We start from the raw sequence: 16,868 nt of genomic DNA, 5'->3' as shown, positions 1-16,868 counted from the left end.
TTTAATTTTGGTCAATCTGTAAATCTTTTAAATCAATCTGGACTTTCTGTGTCGGTAGAGACAAAGCCTGATTCACATAAAGATTAATCAACTTCTCACGCGAACCAATCGAGCGTTGGTAATAGCTTGAGTTTAATAATAATGCTGCGCCGTAGGTCAAAGACCAGATATAAGACAGGTAATCACGAATCGACATATCGTAATTCTGTGATTTTAAATATTTTTCAGTCATATCTTTCAATGAAACAATACGCTGCTGACGAATCGCATACAGCTCATCAAACAAATGTTTTAACTTCGATTCGGTCATGGTCAAATGTTCTTCTAGCTGATGCAGCAGAATGGTACGACTAGGTGAAGTTAAGTGATAAAGCATATAACGTGGTGCGTATTCTTTGACATCGGTATTGTATTTATCTGAAATTTTTAAAATTTCTTTTTCATTTTGAATAATCAGTTCCAGCAACAGTTCATTCTTGCTACGGAAATGTTTGTATAGCGTACCTTTAGCAATATCCAGTTCCGCAACCAGTTCATCTAAGGTCATTTCTTGGTTGTTTTCTAATAATAGCTTTTCCGCAACCTGCAAAATTTTTTCTTTACGAATTAAGAACTGAGTATGACGATCAGGATTCATGATGCTTATAAGCTCCTCATAGTGTTCTGGACTGCGTTTGCATTAGTGTCTAATGCATCATAACGCTAAGCAATGCTTTTATATATCAAACTTTGGTTTGGATCAGGTCAAGCGTTTTGTGGTTCCCAGTTAGAAATGCCACTGAAGAGTAAACGGACTTGAGTCGCTGCATTGTCGATAAATAAGTTTTGTTGTTCGAGTAGATGATCAATCGTGAATTGTTTGGGTAAATTGATCCACGTCATTGCCCATGTAAACGACATATTAATCAAAATCGTAGATAAGACTTGCAAGTCTTTGGCTTCTTTAATGTGTTTGAAGGTTTCGAGTTTGCATAGATCTATGGCGAGGTCTTCAATCAGAAACTCAATTTCACGTGCGATCGCAATGCGGACTGTTTCTGAGCCACCCCAACGTTCTGCAATCATAAACTGCCATTGTTGCGGGCTATGATTCACGGCCTGTACAAAAAGTTCAATACTGGTACGGGTTTTGGCACTGCCGCTGTGTTTCAAATAACTTTGCCCTAATTGATGGATCAAGCTTTTTAGATGTAAAGAGACTTGATCAACCAGTTCTTGGCCCAGTGTGTCCATATCTTGGAAATGACGATAAAACGCTGTTGGGACTAAACCAACCTCGCGAGCAACTTCACGCAAACTAATACTACTAAATGAGCGCCCAGCAGTGCTGAGATGAAGTGCTGCATCTAGTAGAGCCTGCCGACTCTGTTGTTTTCGTTCATCTCTAATCGACATGAATAAGACTCGTTGAAACCGTACAGCAGAGTCTAGCAAAAAAAACAGAAACTTTTTAGTCCTTGTCCATTGCTAAATGCCAATGTTTTTGATCTTTCACTGATCAACGCTTGCTAGATATGAGTTCAAAGCCTGCATAATTTTTTTATTTTTTCCTTGTTTTAAATGGCTTATTAAAAAGTATAAAAAATATTCAAAAAATTAGTGAACAAGTGTTGACTCAGTGAACACAAATAAATATAGTGTACACATGTTCACTACACGAACATTTGTTCACTCAAAATAAATAGCCAGATACAAAACGAGGAACGTATGAACGCAGAGTTAAGTTATCAGCCACATTGGATTCGAGAAGATTTTGTTGATTTTATTTTGCAAAAAATAAAGCCAACCTTTGCTTGGAAACGCATTCTTGCAGAAGTGACCGCCGTACAGCCACTCAGCTCGGATATGGTGTTATTGACGATAAAGCCAAATCATAATTTTGATTTTAGCCAAGTCCAAGCAGGTCATAGTGTTTTGATTACCTTGATGATCAATGGGGTATATCAACAACGTAGTTATTCAATTATTGATGTCACGCCACAGGGCGAAATTCGCCTTGGGATTAAAGTCCAAGGTGTAGTATCGAAAGCAGCACAACAATTGTGTGTAGGCGATCGTTTCGAGATCTCACAAGCACAAGGTGACTTCGTCTTACATCAAGGTCAGCAAGCTGCATTACTGATTGCTTCAGGTTCAGGGATTACTGCGATTTATTCTTTATTGCAACAAGCGCTACAACAGCAGCTTGAACAGATTCATGTGGTTTATTTTAACCGTGCAGAAGTGTTGCATCAGGACATTTTGGCTTTGGCTGAGCAATATCCACAGTTGCACTATCATTTCTTTAATACCGCAGAGCAAAAACAGCATTTAGATGCAGCATTGTTAGAGAAATTAGTCCCAAATTTTAAAGAGATGCAGGCTTATGCGTGTGGTCACCACAGCATGATGCGCCAAGCACAAGACATTTATACACAACAGGATGCAACTGGAAATTTTCATCAAGAGTTTTTCCAACCGATCCAGATTGAGCATTCAAGTGCAGCTCAACCGATTAGTTTTCGTCGTGCGCAACAGAATTTTATTGCAACGACCAATCTATTAAGTAGTGCAGAACAAGCAGGTTTACGTCCACAACATGGTTGCCGTATGGGTGTCTGTAACCGCTGTAGCTGTACCAAAGTCAGTGGTGTGACGCAGAACGTGATCACAGGCGAAATTGATGATCAACCGAATCGTCCAATCAAGTTATGTGTGAGCCAGGCCTTAAGCCCAGTCACGATTGACCTATAAAAACAAAGATATTTGAGGATTAGTACAATGAATATGGCATTAGAATTTAAAACCGTATCAAAGTCAGCGCATTTAACCCCTGAACAAGTTGAAGAGTTTGGTCGCCGTGTCGAGCAAATACGTCTAGAGGTGATGCAAAATCTCGGTGAGCAGGATTCAAAATATATCTACAAAGTACGTAATTTTGTACGTTATACCGAAATCGCATCACGCGGCATGTTGATGTTCGGTGGCTGGATCCCACCCGTATGGTTGCTGGGGACAGCCATGCTGGGTGTGTCTAAAATCGTAGAGAACATGGAGCTTGGGCATAATGTGATGCACGGTCAGTTTGACTGGTTGAATGACCCAAGCTTGCGTGGCGAAGACTACGATTGGGACAATACCTGTTCAGGCAATGACTGGCGCTATACCCATAATTATATGCATCACACTTATACCAATATTGTCGGTAAAGACCATGATGTCGGTTATGGCATTTTACGAGTAACAGAAGATCAAAAATGGGAAGTGCGTCATTTAGCCAATATTCCGTTGGCTTTACAGTTGATGTTCTTTTTCCAATGGTATGTAGGGGTACAAAACCTGCATTTGGAAGATGCGTTGGTCTATAAAACCAAAACATGGAAACAGGTTTGGGCGGATGCATCTGATTTCCGTAAAAAAGCGACACGTCAGGTGTTAAAGGACTATGTGTTTTTCCCTGCAATTGCAACGATTAACTTTATTCCAGTATTGGCTGGAAATGCAGTTGCAAACATCATGCGTAATTTATGGTCATCAGCCGTGATTTTTAATGGTCACTTTACTGAAGATGCGGAAACCTTTGAAGCAGATAATACTGAGAATGAGACCAAAGCGCAGTGGTATCTGCGTCAGATCCGTGGTTCGAGTAACTTTACCGGTGGTAAATGGATGCACTTTATGAGTGGTAATTTGAGCCATCAAATTGAGCATCATTTGTTCCCAGATATGCCTGCCAATCGTTATGAGCAAGTTGCACCACAAATCAGAGCTTTATGTGCTGAATATGGCGTGAACTACAACGAAGCTAACTTTATGAAGCAGTTCTGGACGGTTTGGGTTCGTTTAGCAAGATGTTCTTTGCCGAATGATATGGCTGCACAAGTGGCTCAAACTTGGTCGAATTTCAAATCGAAGTTTAAGTTTGCTTAAGCGATGACTAATTCTGTGAATTGTAACGAATAAGTAAAACTGGAAGCACGTGTAATTGAGATATACTATGGCGCAATGATATTTGTGCCATAGTTTTAAGGAATCGTTATGCGTATTGACCAAAGAACATTAGACCAATTACGTGAGGTCAAAATTACCCGTAACTTTACTCGTTACGCAGAAGGCTCAGTTTTGGTTGAGTTTGGTCATACTAAAGTGTTATGTACCGCAAGCATTGAGAACTCAGTCCCTCGTTTCTTGAAAGGTCAGGGACAAGGTTGGGTGACGGCTGAATATGGCATGTTACCGCGCTCAACGCATACTCGCAGTGATCGTGAAGCGGCACGCGGTAAGCAAACGGGTCGTACGCAAGAAATCCAACGTTTAATTGGTCGTAGCTTACGTGCCATGGTGGATTTGAAGAAATTAGGCGAGAACACCATTACGATTGACTGTGATGTGATTCAAGCGGATGGCGGAACACGTACAGCAGCAATTACAGGCGCAGCAGTGGCTTTGGTTGATGCGATGAACGTATTGCTCAGCAACAAGAAAATTAAACAGGATCCATTAAAAAGCTTAGTCGCAGCAATTTCTGTCGGGATGTATCAAGACGAAGTTTTACTCGATTTATGCTACGAAGAAGATTCAAATTGCCAAACCGATTTAAACGTGGTGATGACACAGGCTGGCGAATTTATTGAAATTCAAGGAACGGCAGAAGACAAACCGTTTACGCGCCAGCAGTGCAATGCCATGTTAGAGCTTGCAGAAAAAGGAATCGCGGAATTGATTCAGAAGCAACAGCAGGCACTCGGTTGGTAAGCTCCAGTTGATAGTGCGGGCGGTCTGGTTTTTTTAGACCGCCTTTTTTTTATCCATTTTTTGTCATCGAATTGCGATCAAATCATCATCGAATTGTCATTTATATTGTATTGACTATCTGCACTGATATTTAACGGATAGTCAAATGCGAAATTTCCTTTTAGCGTTGCTCAGCAGCAGTTGCTTGTTACTCAGTGCCTGTAACGACAGCGATGGCGATAATAATAACCCAACGCCAAGTCCAAAGCCGCCAACATCCACATGCAAAATTCACTGCGCGCCATAAACAAGAACAATAAGGAAATAAATCAATGAATCGTCGTGATTTTTTATTAAATTCAACCAAAGCCTTGTTTGGTACTGCAGCACTCACCAGTTTCCCAATGAGTATTCAAAAGGCACTTGCGATTGATGCCAAGGTAGAAACAGGCACCATTAAAGACGTTAAACATGTGGTGATTTTGACCCAAGAAAATCGTTCTTTTGATAATTATTTTGGGACGTTGAAAGGTGTACGTGGTTTTGGTGACCGTTTTACTATTCCTTTAAGCCAAGGTCGTAAAGTCTGGGAACAGTATGATGCCAATAAGAATAAGGTCTATCCATATCATTTAGACAGCAGCCGCGGCAATGCACAGCGTGTCAGCGGTACACCGCACTCATGGACCGATGGACAATATGCTTGGGATCATGGTCGTATGGGCAGTTGGGTGCAATACAAGCAACCGCAATCGATGGGCTATTACAAGCAACAAGAAGTTGAATTCCAGTTTGCCTTAGCCAATGCCTTTACCCTGTGTGATGCTTATCACTGCGCGATGCATACGGGAACCAACTCAAACCGTATGTTTATCTGGACGGGAACCAATGGCCCAACAGGCGCCAATGTTGCTAGTGTAGTCAATGATCTAGATGCGATTGGCCCATCGACCACAGGTTATGACTGGACCACCTATCCTGAGCGTTTGCAACAAGCTGGTGTCAGCTGGAAAGTGTATCAAAACATGCCTGATAACTTTACTGATAATCCATTAGCAGGATTTAAAAAGTATCGTCGTGCCAATGAGTTATCAGGCAAACCAGTCAATAACAGCACCATTTGCCCAGCCTATGATCCAGCAATTGATGCCAGTCAACCTTTGTATAAAGGCATTGCCAATACCATGCCAGATGGTGGTTTTCTCGGTACATTTAAAGAAGATATTGCCAAGGGACAATTACCTCAAGTGAGTTGGTTAGTGGCACCTGCAACCTATAGTGAGCATCCAGGGCCATCGAGTCCAGTTCAAGGGGCATGGTACATCCAAGAAGTTTTAAATGCTCTAACTGAACGTCCAGAGGTTTGGAGTCAGACCGTATTTTTAATTAACTTTGATGAAAATGATGGTTTCTTTGACCATGTACCATCGCCGAGTGCACCGTCAATGGATACTGCTGGAACAGTGTATGGTAAATCGACTTTAAACAAAGAGCAGATGTCGTACGAGTATGCCACGCATGCCAAAGCATCGAATGGTCAGCCTAATTTTACCGATCCAAAAGTGAGTAATGGGGTCGGGGTCTATGGGCCAGGCATCCGTGTGCCGATGTACATCATTTCACCATGGAGTCGTGGTGGTTGGGTCAACTCCCAAGTGTTTGATCACTCTTCCGTGATCCGATTCTTGGAGCAATGTTTTGATGTGAAAGAGCCGAATATCAGTCCATATCGTCGTGCAGTGTGTGGTGACTTGACCTCGGCATTTAATTTTAAAACGCCAAACTTACTGCCTATGCCAGATTTATCCGGTAAGAAGAGCAAAGCAGAAGCTGATGCGATTCGCAAAGCACAGGAGCGTTTATCTCAGGTCAGCCGCCCGCTCAGTCAGACCGATCCAGTTCAGGAGATGGGGATTCGTCCATCGCGTGCACTGCCTTATGTCTTACATAGCAGCGCCAAAGTTGATGTTACAGCCAAAACGGTCAAACTGATGTTCTCAAATACGGGCACACATGCGGCCGTGTTCCATGTCTATGACAAATTGAATTTAGAAGCAGTTCCACGTCGTTATATGGTGGAAGCAGGTAAGCAACTGGATGATGTTTGGCAGACTAAAGAGAATCGATATGATCTATGGGTATTGGGGCCAAATGGTTTCCATCGCAGCTTTACGGGTAATCTAACTCAAACCGCACAAATTCAAGCACTTCCAGAAGTTCGTGTCTGTATGGAGGAGTGTGATCCAAAGATTTTCTTAAAAGTCCGCAATGATGCTACACAAACAGCAAAACTGGTGGTCAAAGCCAATGCCTACTTACCAAATAAGAGTTGGCAAATTGAAACGGCTGCGACTGAAAAAGAACTCAGTTGGGATATGACTGAGTTTGGTGGTTGGTACGATTTTACCGTCACGATTGAAAATGATCCAAGCTATAGCCGTCGCTTTGCTGGACGTATTGAAACCAATGAAGACTCAATTTCTGATCCGTATATGGGCTTTTCAGGAAATTAAGGTTGTTTGATATGAGCCTAAAGCAGTCTAAGTCAATCTTAGGCTGCTTTTTATAGGTTGAAGATTATCGTAGTAAAAACCAGTAGATACATAGAAATATCAATATGAGCAGCGTGATAAAACCGACGACAAATACTTCAGTGCTGTCAAAATCTACTCGTTGCCCAAGCCGGTAGCAACGTACAACTCCATAGCCAAGGCTACGAATTACACTTTCAAAAATAATCTCAAAAATTAGGTCAATGAATAGAAAACGGAACAGCTTAAACAGCACATGAAATACGGCTTCGAATACGGTATCCATACTTATTATTTTAATAAATTGAGCTGCTTAGCATTTTAAGCTTACATAGATCGAAATAAAAGTAGACACAAACACATCATCGTCAACAAATAGCTCACTGAGCATTTACATGCCTATAACACAGCCCACTGATTTGACTCATTTTAATTTGATAGATTGAGCCAAATTGAAAGGAACAAGTTTAGGGGGAAATAATGATGCTACAAGTATTCTTGGTCTTACTCACTGCAGTAACATTTGTATTAATGGCGGCTGACCCTCGCCCAACTGATTCGACTGAAGCCAAATCAGCATGGCAAGTTGAAACGACACAATTGAATAAAGCAGAGGTTTTAGTAGAACAAAAGCCGCTGAAACAAGAAAAAGATCTTGATCAGGCTTAAGCGTTAAAACGCATGGATAAATCAACTGCGCGTACGTCTTTGGTCAATACGCCCATGGAAATGTAGTCTACGCCAGTGCTTGCCACTTCACGTAAATTCTCAATGGTAATATTACCAGAAGCCTCTAATTTACAACGACCTGCCACATGTTTGACCGCATCAATCATCTGCTGTTGGCTAAAGTTGTCCAACATGACAATATCAGCACCTGCTTCAAGCGCTTGATTGAGCTCATCCCAAGTTTCTACTTCGACCTCAACCGGTTTGCCTGGCGCAATCGTATGTGCCTTGGCAATTGCTTGAGCGATTCCACCCGCAGCCATGATGTGATTTTCTTTAATTAAGAATGCATCAAATAAACCTAAACGATGATTTTGACCACCGCCGATCGCAACCGCGTATTTTTGTGCAATACGTAAGCCGGGTAAGGTTTTACGGGTATCGAGTAGTTTGGTATGTAAACCATCAAGCTGTTGCACATAGCTTGCTGTTTTGGTTGCAACCGCAGACAGCGTTTGGATGAAGTTTAGTGCTGGGCGTTCTACGGTGAGTAAACTACGTGCAGAACCAGCAAGTTTTAAGAATGCTTCATTTGCCGCAACATGTTCGCCTTCTTGCTTGAGCCATGTGATTTGAACAGCGCTGTCATAGGCTTGAATTAACGCATTGACCCAAGGCTGACCCGCCAACACCATATCTTCACGTGTAATAATGGTTGCAGTGGCTTGTTCATCTTCAGGTGTGAGCAGGGCGGTAATATCGCCGTCCCCAATATCTTCTTGTAATGCTTGTTGAATATTGATTTGAATAGATTGTTCAAGCAAAGATTGAGGGATACTCATACCAGTTCCAGTGTATGTTTGACTAAAAAACGTGTGCGTTATAATAGGGTCTATTGACATTTCAACCATGCATTGCGTTATTGGCTAAAACGACATAAACAAGGCATGAAATGTAGGCAATGGCGCCACCCTTGTCAAGTTTCATAACGCTGTTTATGGAGGTTTTAGCCATAACCCTTCGGGACAGGAATATTTTTTGCCGTTCCTGCGTTATGACTTGGCTCATTTAGAATGACTAAATTTCACAAGTCATGCCTTGTATCGTCTAAAAATATTCTCTGTCGCAAGCATCTGTGAACTGTCGATAGACCCTAATACTCTACTCATAAAAAATAAGTATTTCATCTCGATTATTCGTGATAAAGCATGTCAGAATGGGCAAGATAAATATTAAATTGCTGATTCGAGTCACCATGCAACAATCTAGATTTACTCAAGTTCAAGATGGGATATTGGAAGGTGCAACACAAATTTCATCGCCGAATTTTAATGCCCGACCTACAGATACCGATATTCAACTAATTGTTATTCATAATATTAGTTTGCCACCCTCACAGTTTGGTGGTGGTTATATTCAACAATTCTTTCAGAATCAGCTGGATTGGTCATTACATCCTTACTTCCAAACCATTGAGGGAATGAAGGTTTCAGCGCATCTATTGATTTTGCGTACAGGTGAAGTGATTCAGTTTGTGAATTTTAATGATCGTTCGTGGCACGCAGGCCGTTCTAGCTATTTGGCTTTGAAGGAATGTAATGATTATTCGATTGGAATCGAGCTAGAAGGAAGTGATGATCTACCTTTCGAAGCTGAGCAATATCAAGCATTGGTTGAAGTCGTGAATAGTTTACGCCAAGCATATCCAAAAATTCAAAATCATATTGCAGGCCATTCCGACATTGCGCCGAAACGGAAAACCGATCCTGGTGAGTACTTTGATTGGCAATTATTTCGAAATTTGCTGTCTAAACAAAAAACACGCTAAAAATATGACCAGATTTAAGATTTCATAACGAAATCTATTCGGACTTTCATTACAATAACGCTTTTTAAAAGATAAGCCGTAGGTGAATGCGATGGCATTGTGGCGATCGACTGTAATTGTCAGTGCAATGACGATGTTATCTCGAGTGTTGGGGCTGGTACGTGATGTTGTGCTACTCAATGTATTTGGTGCAGGTAAGGACTTCGATACCTTCGTTGTTGCCTTTCGTATTCCCAACTTTTTCCGACGCTTATTTGCGGAAGGGGCTTTTTCTCAGGCTTTCATTCCTGTTCTGACCGAATATAAGACCAGTCGTGCCCATGCTGAAGTCCAGATTCTGATTAGTCGGGTGTTTGGCTGTTTGCTTACGGCCATGTCCTTATTGACCTTTGTCGCTATGGTGGCTGCCCCAGCGATTATTTATCTGTATGCGCCTGGTTTCCATAATGATCCTGAAAAATTTGATCTCGCTGTGGATATGTTCCGTCTGACTATTCCATATTTGATGTTTATGTCGTTGACGGCTTTTGCTAGCAGTATTTTAAACAGCTATGGTTCATTTGCTTCACCTGCATTTTCTCCTGTATTACTCAATGTGGCGATGATTGCGGGGGCGTGGTGGTTAACGCCGTATATGGCAGAGCCAATCATGGCTTTGGGCTGGGCTGTGGTTGCTGCGGGTATTTTACAGCTGGCGATTCAGATTCCTGAATTATGGAAAAAGAACTTATTGATTCCACCTAAAGTGGACTTCAAACATGAAGGGGTGGATCGTATTTTAAAACTGATGCTGCCAGCCTTGTTTGGGGTGTCAGTGACTCAGATTAACTTATTGCTCAATACAATCTGGGCATCATTCATGCAAGATGGCTCGGTGTCATGGCTATACAGTGCTGAACGTATGACTGAGTTACCGCTGGGCTTAATTGGTGTCGCGATTGGTACGGTAATTTTACCTTCACTTTCCGCACGTCATGCAGAGCAAGATCAAGCCAAATTTAGAGGCATGATTGATTGGGCTGCCAAGATTATTATGCTGGTCGGTATTCCCGCAAGTATTGCATTATTTATGTTGTCGACACCGATTATTCAAGCTTTGTTCCAGCGTGGTGAATTTACTGTAGAAGATACGCGAATGACTGCCTTAGCACTGCAATGTATGAGTGCAGGGGTCATCTCATTTATGTTGATCAAAGTATTTGCGCCAGGCTTCTATGCACAACAAGATACTAAAACCCCTGTTCGTGTCGGCTTAATGGCGGTGGCAGCCAATGCCATTCTAAACGTAGTCTTTATTGGCTTCTTTAAGTTAATCGATTGGCATGCCGAGCATATGGCGCTCGCACTAGCATCTTCAGGCTCGGCTTTGGTGAATGCGGGTATGCTGTATTTCTATTTGCATAAACGTAACATCTATCGTTTTGGGGGACATTGGAAAAAACTGGCATTGCAATATGCGGTTGCCAATATCACCATGATTGCAGCACTTTGGTATGGTTTAACCTGGTACCAAGGCGATATTTCTCAATGGCTACGTATTGCTGAAGTGATTGGCTTGTGTGTCATTGGTGTCGTTGCCTATGCTGTAGCATTGTTGGCTACGGGTTTCCGACCAAGACATTTAAAAGCTTAAATTAGATTCAATTAAAAAATTAAACCCTCCAAATGGAGGGTTTTTATTATTTCACTTCAAGTAATTCAATATCGAAAATTAAAGTACTGTTTGGCCCTATTGCATCGCCCGAACCGACATCACCATAGGCAAGATTTGCTGGAATAAAGAAACGTGTTTTGCCACCTTCTTTCATCGTTTGAACACCTTCAGTCCAACCCGCAATCACTTGGCTGAGCTTGAATTCAAGAGGGTGGTTGCGTGCGATTGAACTGTCGAACACCGTTCCATCGAGCAAGCGGCCTTCATAGTTTACTTTAACCATTGATGTCGCTTTCGGTGATTTACCTTGGCCTTGTTGTAGTACTTGGTACTGTAGGCCTGATTTCGTGGTCACGATATCTGCTTTCTTGCCATTTTCAGCCAAAAAGGCTTTGCCTGCTTGATCATTTTTTTGTGCTTGTTCTTGAAACTCAACCAGCTGTTTGGCTTCAAGGCGTTTTTTATATTGATTGAGTACAGTCGCCATTTCCTCATCGGTTAAAGATGCTGTTTTACCTTGAATAGCTTCTTGTAAGCCTTGTACAAAAGTTTCGATATTTAAGTCTTTTAAAGTCTCGGCATTGCCTCTGCCCATGAGATAACCGTAGCTATATCCGAGTTGATCTTTTTGTGGGCTTTTTTGTGTAATTGATGCTGCTTGAACCGTTCCGATGGTTGAAGCAATTAAAATGAGACCTAATCTTTTCATTATTTCTTCCAAAAAATAAAGGAGAGCATAGGCTCTCCTTAAGATCATTTACTTAACAGCGATTAATTCTACATCAAAAATTAATGTGCTATTCGGTGGGATCGAACCAGGAACACCTTGTTCACCGTAACCTAAGTTTGCAGGAATATAAAGTGTTGCTTTACCACCTTCTTTCATCAGCTGTAAACCTTCAGTCCAGCCTGGAATCACTTGATTCAGCGGGAATTCAATTGGCTCGCCACGGTCATAAGAGCTATCAAATACTTTACCATCAGTAAGTTGACCTTTGTAGTGAACTTTCACAACAGAGGTCGCGGCAGGCTGTTTACCTGTACCTTCTTTAGTGATTTTATATTGTAAGCCTGAAGCGGTGGTTTTCACGCCTTCTTTTTTCGCATTTTCTGCTAAAAAGCTGTTGTTGGTCGCTTCGACTTTTTTGGTCTCATTCGCTTGTTTTTGTTGCAGCTCTTTTTGGAACTCGATATAAGCCGCTTGTAACTCTTCTTCTGTATAGGCTGCTGGTTTTTGTGCATGCCCGTCACGGAAACCAGTAATAAATGCACTGGTTTCTAATTCTGGTGGGGTTTGTTTTGCGACTTCATAACCTAATGCATAACTGATTTTTGCCACAGGTGCTGCATTTTTGTCAGCCTTGGCGCCAAACTCAGTGGTTGGATTTTTAGTAGCGTAGTAAATAGGAACGAGCGCTGCACCGCCTAAAACAGCTGCGACAACGAAAGGTAAAGCTTTACTCATGAGATGTCCCAAAGCGAGATTTTAATAAAAAATATGCCGTTGATCTTAGCATGTATAGGCTTAGGCATTGAATAATAAACAGCAAAAATGCATGGATTTTTTGTATGAGGATTGAGTCATTTGTGAAATCAATGAGCATTCTTGTTGAAATAAAAAAACCAGAGAATTTATAGCCCTCTGGTTCTTTTTATTCAATATTAGAGCAATTATTTGCTGGTCTGATATTGATATTGATTAATTTGATAGCTCGGGATCTGGTCTAGAATAAGACCGTCAATCTCAAGCCCCGCATTCACAAAATAAGATTTTGCGAGTTCAATATCTTTCAGTTGTGTCTGACCATATTGCACTAAACAGAGGTTAAAACCTGTAAATTGAGCAAGGTTTAAACTATCAGGGGTTGCAAGTACGGGTGCTGAACTGATCAAGATGTAGTCGTATTGATTGCTGATCTGTTGCATTAACTGTGCAAAAATTGATTGATGTGAACTAATAGAAGCCTCATCATTGCTTTTTCCACGGCCAATTAGACTCAAATTCGGATAAGTTGTATTCACGATAATTTGATCTAGATCGGCTTGTCCACGTAAATATTCAGCTAGGCCCACTTTTGACGTGCTCTTAAAAAGTTGGTCAAGTTCACCACGATAAAGGTCGCTATCAATGATTAAAACTTTCTGCCCAGCTTGACTTAGATAAAGTGCCAAATGTTGAGCAATCACACCTTGATTTTGATTAGGTGTAACACTTGTTATGAGTGCAACGTTATGTTGTTTTTGCTGTAACTTAAAACATAAAGTCGGGATAAATGTCTTGAGTGCGTGTAACTCAGGAGCAGTTTTATGTTTCGCTTTAGGCAATTCAACATAAGTATTAATGCCGACAGCCTGTTCAATTTCATCACGATGACGTACGCCAGTTTGTAACATATTGCGAACTAGAGCAATCAATACACCAACAAATCCACCAATAAAAATTGAGAGGATTAACACGATTAGCTTACGAGGTTTGATTGGTTTCGTTGGTTCTACAGGGTAATCTAAAACACGAGTATTTCCTGTTTCGCCTGCTTTAGCCAAGCTTAAAGACTGGTATGTTCCTAATAAATTGGTATACAGCTGCGTTTGTACTTGTACATCGCGATAGTATTGCAAATACTGGCTTTGTGTATTTGGTAATTTTTTTAATGCACTATTCAATTCATTAATTTTTTTATTGAATACAGCAATTTGGGTATTAATTTCTTGCATCATTGGGTGTTGTGCTGTGTATTGAGCAGCCAATTGTGCCTGCTTCTGCTCTAACTGAATTTTTTGTGTTTCCAACTCAACACTCTGCTTTAAATAAAGCCCAGCTTCTTGCTGAATATCAATGGTCCCATGAGTTTCTCGGAATGTATTAAACTTTTTCTCTGCCTCTGTTAGCTCTTGTTTCAGTTGTGGCAGTTGCTGGTTTAAAAAGGCTAATGTTTTTTCTTTTTCTGCTGATTTCGTCGCTAAGTTTTGCTCTTGATAAATTTCCAAAATGTGATTTAGCACTTTTATGATGTGCGCTTTGTCTGCTCCATCATAATTGATAGTGATAATCCCTGTTTGCTTGGTAAGTTCAGCCACTTTTAAACTTAATAAAATAGCTTTGACTGCAGCAAGTGTTGATTGTTTTTGAACAATATACTGACCTTCTAAAGGATGTTGGCTTGAAATACTAATTTTCCAAGCTGAACTAAGGGAAGTAGAATTTGCTTTTTGATTTAGGGATCCTTTGTATACTTCTAGCCCAGTCTTTTCTGACGTAAGGCTAAAGTTTTGCCCATGGAAGCTTAAAAGTAGGTCTTGATCTAGATATTTTTTTGGAATGTCAAATTGGCGAATAGAGAACTCAGTTTTATGATTTCTAACTTGTACTTGATCCGTAAGATAGTTGGTGTGAAATTGATCTGTGCTTAAAAACTTCTGAACAAAACCTTGATCTGGTTGGATTTGGATATCTAGATTTAGATCTTGAATCGTTTTTGCTAAAATAGAGCGAGATTGCAAGATTTCGATTTCTGCCTGAATCGATTGTTGACCGCCAAGACCACCAATATTTACGCCAGCTAAACTGCCTAAAGATGCAAGCTGTGAGTTTAGACCTGCTAAGCCATTTTGTTTGTTATCAATAATTTGAATTTTTGCATCAACAGCGTAAGTTTTTTCTGCAGTTTTAAGATAAATACTGGCACAAATTAGGGCGAATATTGTACAGAAAACAATAAGTTTCCATTGTGCAATAAGAGCGAAAAATAATTCTCTAAGGTCAATCGTGTCATCAGTCAGTTGTGTATTTTGATTCATAAGGGAACAACTATTTAAAATTTGGGAAAACGCTTGCAGATTCTTGGAGATCTAAATGGTTAGATTGAAAAGGTCATATTATTTACCTAACTGATCAAAACTATAAAGTGCGTTAGAGAATGGTATAATTTGATTAACCATACGCTGCCAGCGCGTCAAGCCTGTTGCATCAATATAAACAATATCATTTTTCTGCATAGCGAATTGATTGGCTAAAGCAAGATTCCCTAAGCTACTCAAATTTAGTTGATAAATAGTCGAGTGCTGAGTATTGAGGTTTGTACGCATTACATAAATACGCGCAGCACTTGCTGTATATGGGTTAATACCTTCACTCTCACCAAGTACATCACTTAAGGTCATCCCTTGATCACGTAAGGGAAGCGCCTGGCTTTTACTTGATTCACCCATGATATAAAGTTTTTGGTTTTGTTTGGTATTTACAAAAATCGTATCATTAGGTTGAATTATTAATTTGTGGAGAGATAAACCACTTTGTTCTAAAGCAACTAAATTTAAATTATAAGTAATCCCTTTACGAATTAACTGTATAGATGTGTTATCCCCTGTTTCAGGATTGACTCCTCCAGCCATACTGAGTGCCGTATACAAGCTAATTGGCTGATCATTCAGCGTATATTGCCCGCTTTTCATGACTTGTCCATTTACAAAGTAACGATTGCCTTCGTAGGATAAAATCCTAACAATAACATCAGGTGTTTTCAAATATTTTGCAAACTGAGACCGTAGATATCGATTAGTTTCAGCAAGGGTTTTTCCTGCGACATGAACTTGGCCAATTAGGGGGAGTTGTACATTGCCATTTATGTCAATTGCATAGCCACTTGCTTGGGCAGATTGCATATTATTAATATTATTTAGAGGGGGGGTAATTTCAGGGTAGGCCCATAACTGGATTGATAAGACATCATTTGCACTTAAACGATATTGGGTGGGAGTTTGGCGAAATAATGTCGATAGCTTGTCTTGCGGTAGCAATGATGTAGAGGCTAGGTTATATAAAGCTAAGTTTTCTTGGGTTAATTGTACAATCGTAAGATTAACGCCTTGCTCCGTTGTAAAGTCTCCATTTTCAGGTAAGTCATGTGTTTGAAGACCTGAAGTGATTGCACAACTTACAGCGCTAATACTAAGTGTAAGAATTGAAAAAAGTTGGTAATACTTCACATGAAACCCTTAGATAATCTTATTTTTAATCAATACCTATTGTCGTGTATGGATCATCAGTGGACAATGGATGCTAAATCGCGATGATTTTATCCCAAAAGATTAAAAAAACATAATATTCTTTTTGTGGGAGTGTTGAATTATTTGATATAAAAAATTCACTTTATAGAGTAATTTGATTTAGTTCAGTATTTAACGAAAAGCTATTCGTAAATAAATTTAAATTAATTAGAAGATCATTTAAATAAAATAGAATGAAGCGCTAACAAATTGATGAAATTTGTTATATTATGCCGAGTTGTATTCTCCGTACTAATTTGAAGTGTTTTAAGCCTTATTTCCTTATTTTTTTCAGTGAAATAGGATGAAATTCGAAATAAGCAGCCTAGTGTCTTAGCCGATATTTTGCGAAAGATTTTATAGGATTGTTCATAAATACTTTAAGTTTTGTGTGAAGATATCAAGTTTAGATAGAGTCTACTCGATG

General features: G+C 40.2%; 15 protein-coding genes. 7 read left to right on the top strand and 8 right to left on the bottom strand.

The window, feature by feature from the left end; translation table 11 throughout:
• Position 1: 1 nt before the first annotated feature.
• Positions 2-637 carry a TetR/AcrR family transcriptional regulator gene (locus F885_RS05840; protein WP_004801761.1) on the bottom strand — a complete coding sequence of 212 codons (636 nt, stop codon included), beginning with the start codon at positions 635-637 and terminating at the stop codon, positions 2-4.
• 107 nt (positions 638-744) lie between these two features.
• Complete coding sequence (locus tag F885_RS05845; protein WP_004801762.1) at positions 745-1,395, bottom strand: TetR family transcriptional regulator; 651 nt, start codon at positions 1,393-1,395, stop codon at positions 745-747.
• 312 nt (positions 1,396-1,707) lie between these two features.
• On the opposite strand from F885_RS05845, the gene F885_RS05850 reads away from it, so the two are divergent.
• The 4 genes from F885_RS05850 (at position 1,708) to F885_RS05865 (ending at position 7,226) form a co-directional block, all read left to right on the top strand.
• Complete coding sequence (locus F885_RS05850) at positions 1,708-2,733, top strand: flavin reductase family protein (RefSeq protein WP_005319960.1); 1,026 nt, start codon at positions 1,708-1,710, stop codon at positions 2,731-2,733.
• Between the two features lie 33 nt (positions 2,734-2,766).
• A complete protein-coding gene (locus F885_RS05855; protein WP_171068221.1) occupies positions 2,767-3,909 on the top strand; it encodes a fatty acid desaturase family protein in 1,143 nt (380 codons plus the stop codon).
• Positions 3,910-4,017: 108 nt separating this feature from the next.
• Positions 4,018-4,734 (top strand): ribonuclease PH, encoded by a 717-nt coding sequence (rph, locus tag F885_RS05860; RefSeq protein ID WP_004801766.1) that lies wholly within the window; start codon positions 4,018-4,020, stop codon positions 4,732-4,734.
• A 311-nt stretch (positions 4,735-5,045) separates the two neighbouring features.
• Positions 5,046-7,226 (top strand): phosphocholine-specific phospholipase C, encoded by a 2,181-nt coding sequence (locus tag F885_RS05865; RefSeq protein WP_005319954.1) that lies wholly within the window; start codon positions 5,046-5,048, stop codon positions 7,224-7,226.
• Between the two features lie 64 nt (positions 7,227-7,290).
• On the opposite strand, the gene F885_RS21400 is transcribed toward F885_RS05865, so the two are convergent.
• Positions 7,291-7,530 carry a hypothetical protein gene (locus F885_RS21400; protein ID WP_081401679.1) on the bottom strand — a complete coding sequence of 80 codons (240 nt, stop codon included), beginning with the start codon at positions 7,528-7,530 and terminating at the stop codon, positions 7,291-7,293.
• A gap of 197 nt (positions 7,531-7,727) precedes the next feature.
• Here F885_RS21400 and F885_RS05870 point away from each other — a divergent pair, with 197 nt between their 5' ends.
• On the top strand, positions 7,728-7,913 hold the full coding sequence (locus F885_RS05870; RefSeq protein ID WP_026057479.1) for an ABZJ_00068 family colistin stress protein: 186 nt from the start codon (positions 7,728-7,730) through the stop codon (positions 7,911-7,913).
• On the opposite strand, the gene nadC is transcribed toward F885_RS05870, so the two are convergent.
• Positions 7,910-8,755, bottom strand: coding sequence for a carboxylating nicotinate-nucleotide diphosphorylase (gene nadC, locus F885_RS05875; RefSeq protein ID WP_004801772.1), 846 nt, complete (start codon positions 8,753-8,755; stop codon positions 7,910-7,912). The two genes, F885_RS05870 and nadC, sit on opposite strands and share 4 nt — an antisense overlap.
• 413 nt (positions 8,756-9,168) lie before the next feature.
• On the opposite strand from nadC, the gene ampD reads away from it, so the two are divergent.
• Both ampD and murJ read left to right on the top strand, forming a co-directional pair.
• Positions 9,169-9,741, top strand: a complete 573-nt coding sequence (ampD, locus tag F885_RS05880) for a 1,6-anhydro-N-acetylmuramyl-L-alanine amidase AmpD (protein WP_005319950.1) — start codon at positions 9,169-9,171, stop codon at positions 9,739-9,741.
• Between the two features lie 82 nt (positions 9,742-9,823).
• Positions 9,824-11,374, top strand: a complete 1,551-nt coding sequence (gene murJ / locus F885_RS05885; RefSeq protein WP_171068216.1) for a murein biosynthesis integral membrane protein MurJ — start codon at positions 9,824-9,826, stop codon at positions 11,372-11,374.
• Between the two features lie 46 nt (positions 11,375-11,420).
• Here murJ and F885_RS05890 read toward each other — a convergent pair whose 3' ends face one another.
• The 4 genes from F885_RS05890 to F885_RS05905 form a co-directional block, all read right to left on the bottom strand.
• The gene (locus tag F885_RS05890; RefSeq protein ID WP_005200920.1) at positions 11,421-12,104 is read right to left on the bottom strand and encodes a BamJ family beta-barrel-assembly machinery protein; all 684 of its coding nucleotides are present in this window, start codon (positions 12,102-12,104) and stop codon (positions 11,421-11,423) included.
• Between the two features lie 48 nt (positions 12,105-12,152).
• Entirely contained in the window at positions 12,153-12,860 is a 708-nt protein-coding gene (locus tag F885_RS05895; RefSeq protein ID WP_005319944.1) for a BamJ family beta-barrel-assembly machinery protein, read from the bottom strand.
• Positions 12,861-13,066: 206 nt separating this feature from the next.
• Positions 13,067-15,193, bottom strand: a complete 2,127-nt coding sequence (locus F885_RS05900; protein WP_005319941.1) for a GNVR domain-containing protein — start codon at positions 15,191-15,193, stop codon at positions 13,067-13,069.
• Positions 15,194-15,271: 78 nt separating this feature from the next.
• On the bottom strand, positions 15,272-16,381 hold the full coding sequence (locus F885_RS05905) for a polysaccharide biosynthesis/export family protein (RefSeq protein WP_005319938.1): 1,110 nt from the start codon (positions 16,379-16,381) through the stop codon (positions 15,272-15,274).
• Between the last annotated feature and the right edge of the window lie 487 nt (positions 16,382-16,868).

This window comes from Acinetobacter higginsii, from assembly GCF_000369845.1.
Taxonomy (GTDB): domain Bacteria; phylum Pseudomonadota; class Gammaproteobacteria; order Pseudomonadales; family Moraxellaceae; genus Acinetobacter; species Acinetobacter higginsii.
The sequence above is the reverse complement of the archived record's forward strand: the minus strand, read 5'-3'. Positions and strand labels throughout refer to the sequence as shown.

Bases quoted from the DNA above. Each gene is read 5' to 3' on its own strand.
- F885_RS05840 (WP_004801761.1), bottom strand. From the start codon at position 637: ATGAATCCTGATCGTCATACTCAGTTCTTAATTCGTAAAGAAAAAATT.
- F885_RS05845 (WP_004801762.1), bottom strand. From the start codon at position 1,395: ATGTCGATTAGAGATGAACGAAAACAACAGAGTCGGCAGGCTCTACTA.
- F885_RS05850 (WP_005319960.1), top strand. From the start codon at position 1,708: ATGAACGCAGAGTTAAGTTATCAGCCACATTGGATTCGAGAAGATTTT.
- F885_RS05855 (WP_171068221.1), top strand. From the start codon at position 2,767: ATGGCATTAGAATTTAAAACCGTATCAAAGTCAGCGCATTTAACCCCT.
- rph (WP_004801766.1), top strand. From the start codon at position 4,018: ATGCGTATTGACCAAAGAACATTAGACCAATTACGTGAGGTCAAAATT.
- F885_RS05865 (WP_005319954.1), top strand. From the start codon at position 5,046: ATGAATCGTCGTGATTTTTTATTAAATTCAACCAAAGCCTTGTTTGGT.
- F885_RS21400 (WP_081401679.1), bottom strand. From the start codon at position 7,530: ATGGATACCGTATTCGAAGCCGTATTTCATGTGCTGTTTAAGCTGTTC.
- F885_RS05870 (WP_026057479.1), top strand. From the start codon at position 7,728: ATGCTACAAGTATTCTTGGTCTTACTCACTGCAGTAACATTTGTATTA.
- nadC (WP_004801772.1), bottom strand. From the start codon at position 8,755: ATGAGTATCCCTCAATCTTTGCTTGAACAATCTATTCAAATCAATATT.
- ampD (WP_005319950.1), top strand. From the start codon at position 9,169: ATGCAACAATCTAGATTTACTCAAGTTCAAGATGGGATATTGGAAGGT.
- F885_RS05890 (WP_005200920.1), bottom strand. From the start codon at position 12,104: ATGAAAAGATTAGGTCTCATTTTAATTGCTTCAACCATCGGAACGGTT.
- F885_RS05895 (WP_005319944.1), bottom strand. From the start codon at position 12,860: ATGAGTAAAGCTTTACCTTTCGTTGTCGCAGCTGTTTTAGGCGGTGCA.
- F885_RS05900 (WP_005319941.1), bottom strand. From the start codon at position 15,193: ATGAATCAAAATACACAACTGACTGATGACACGATTGACCTTAGAGAA.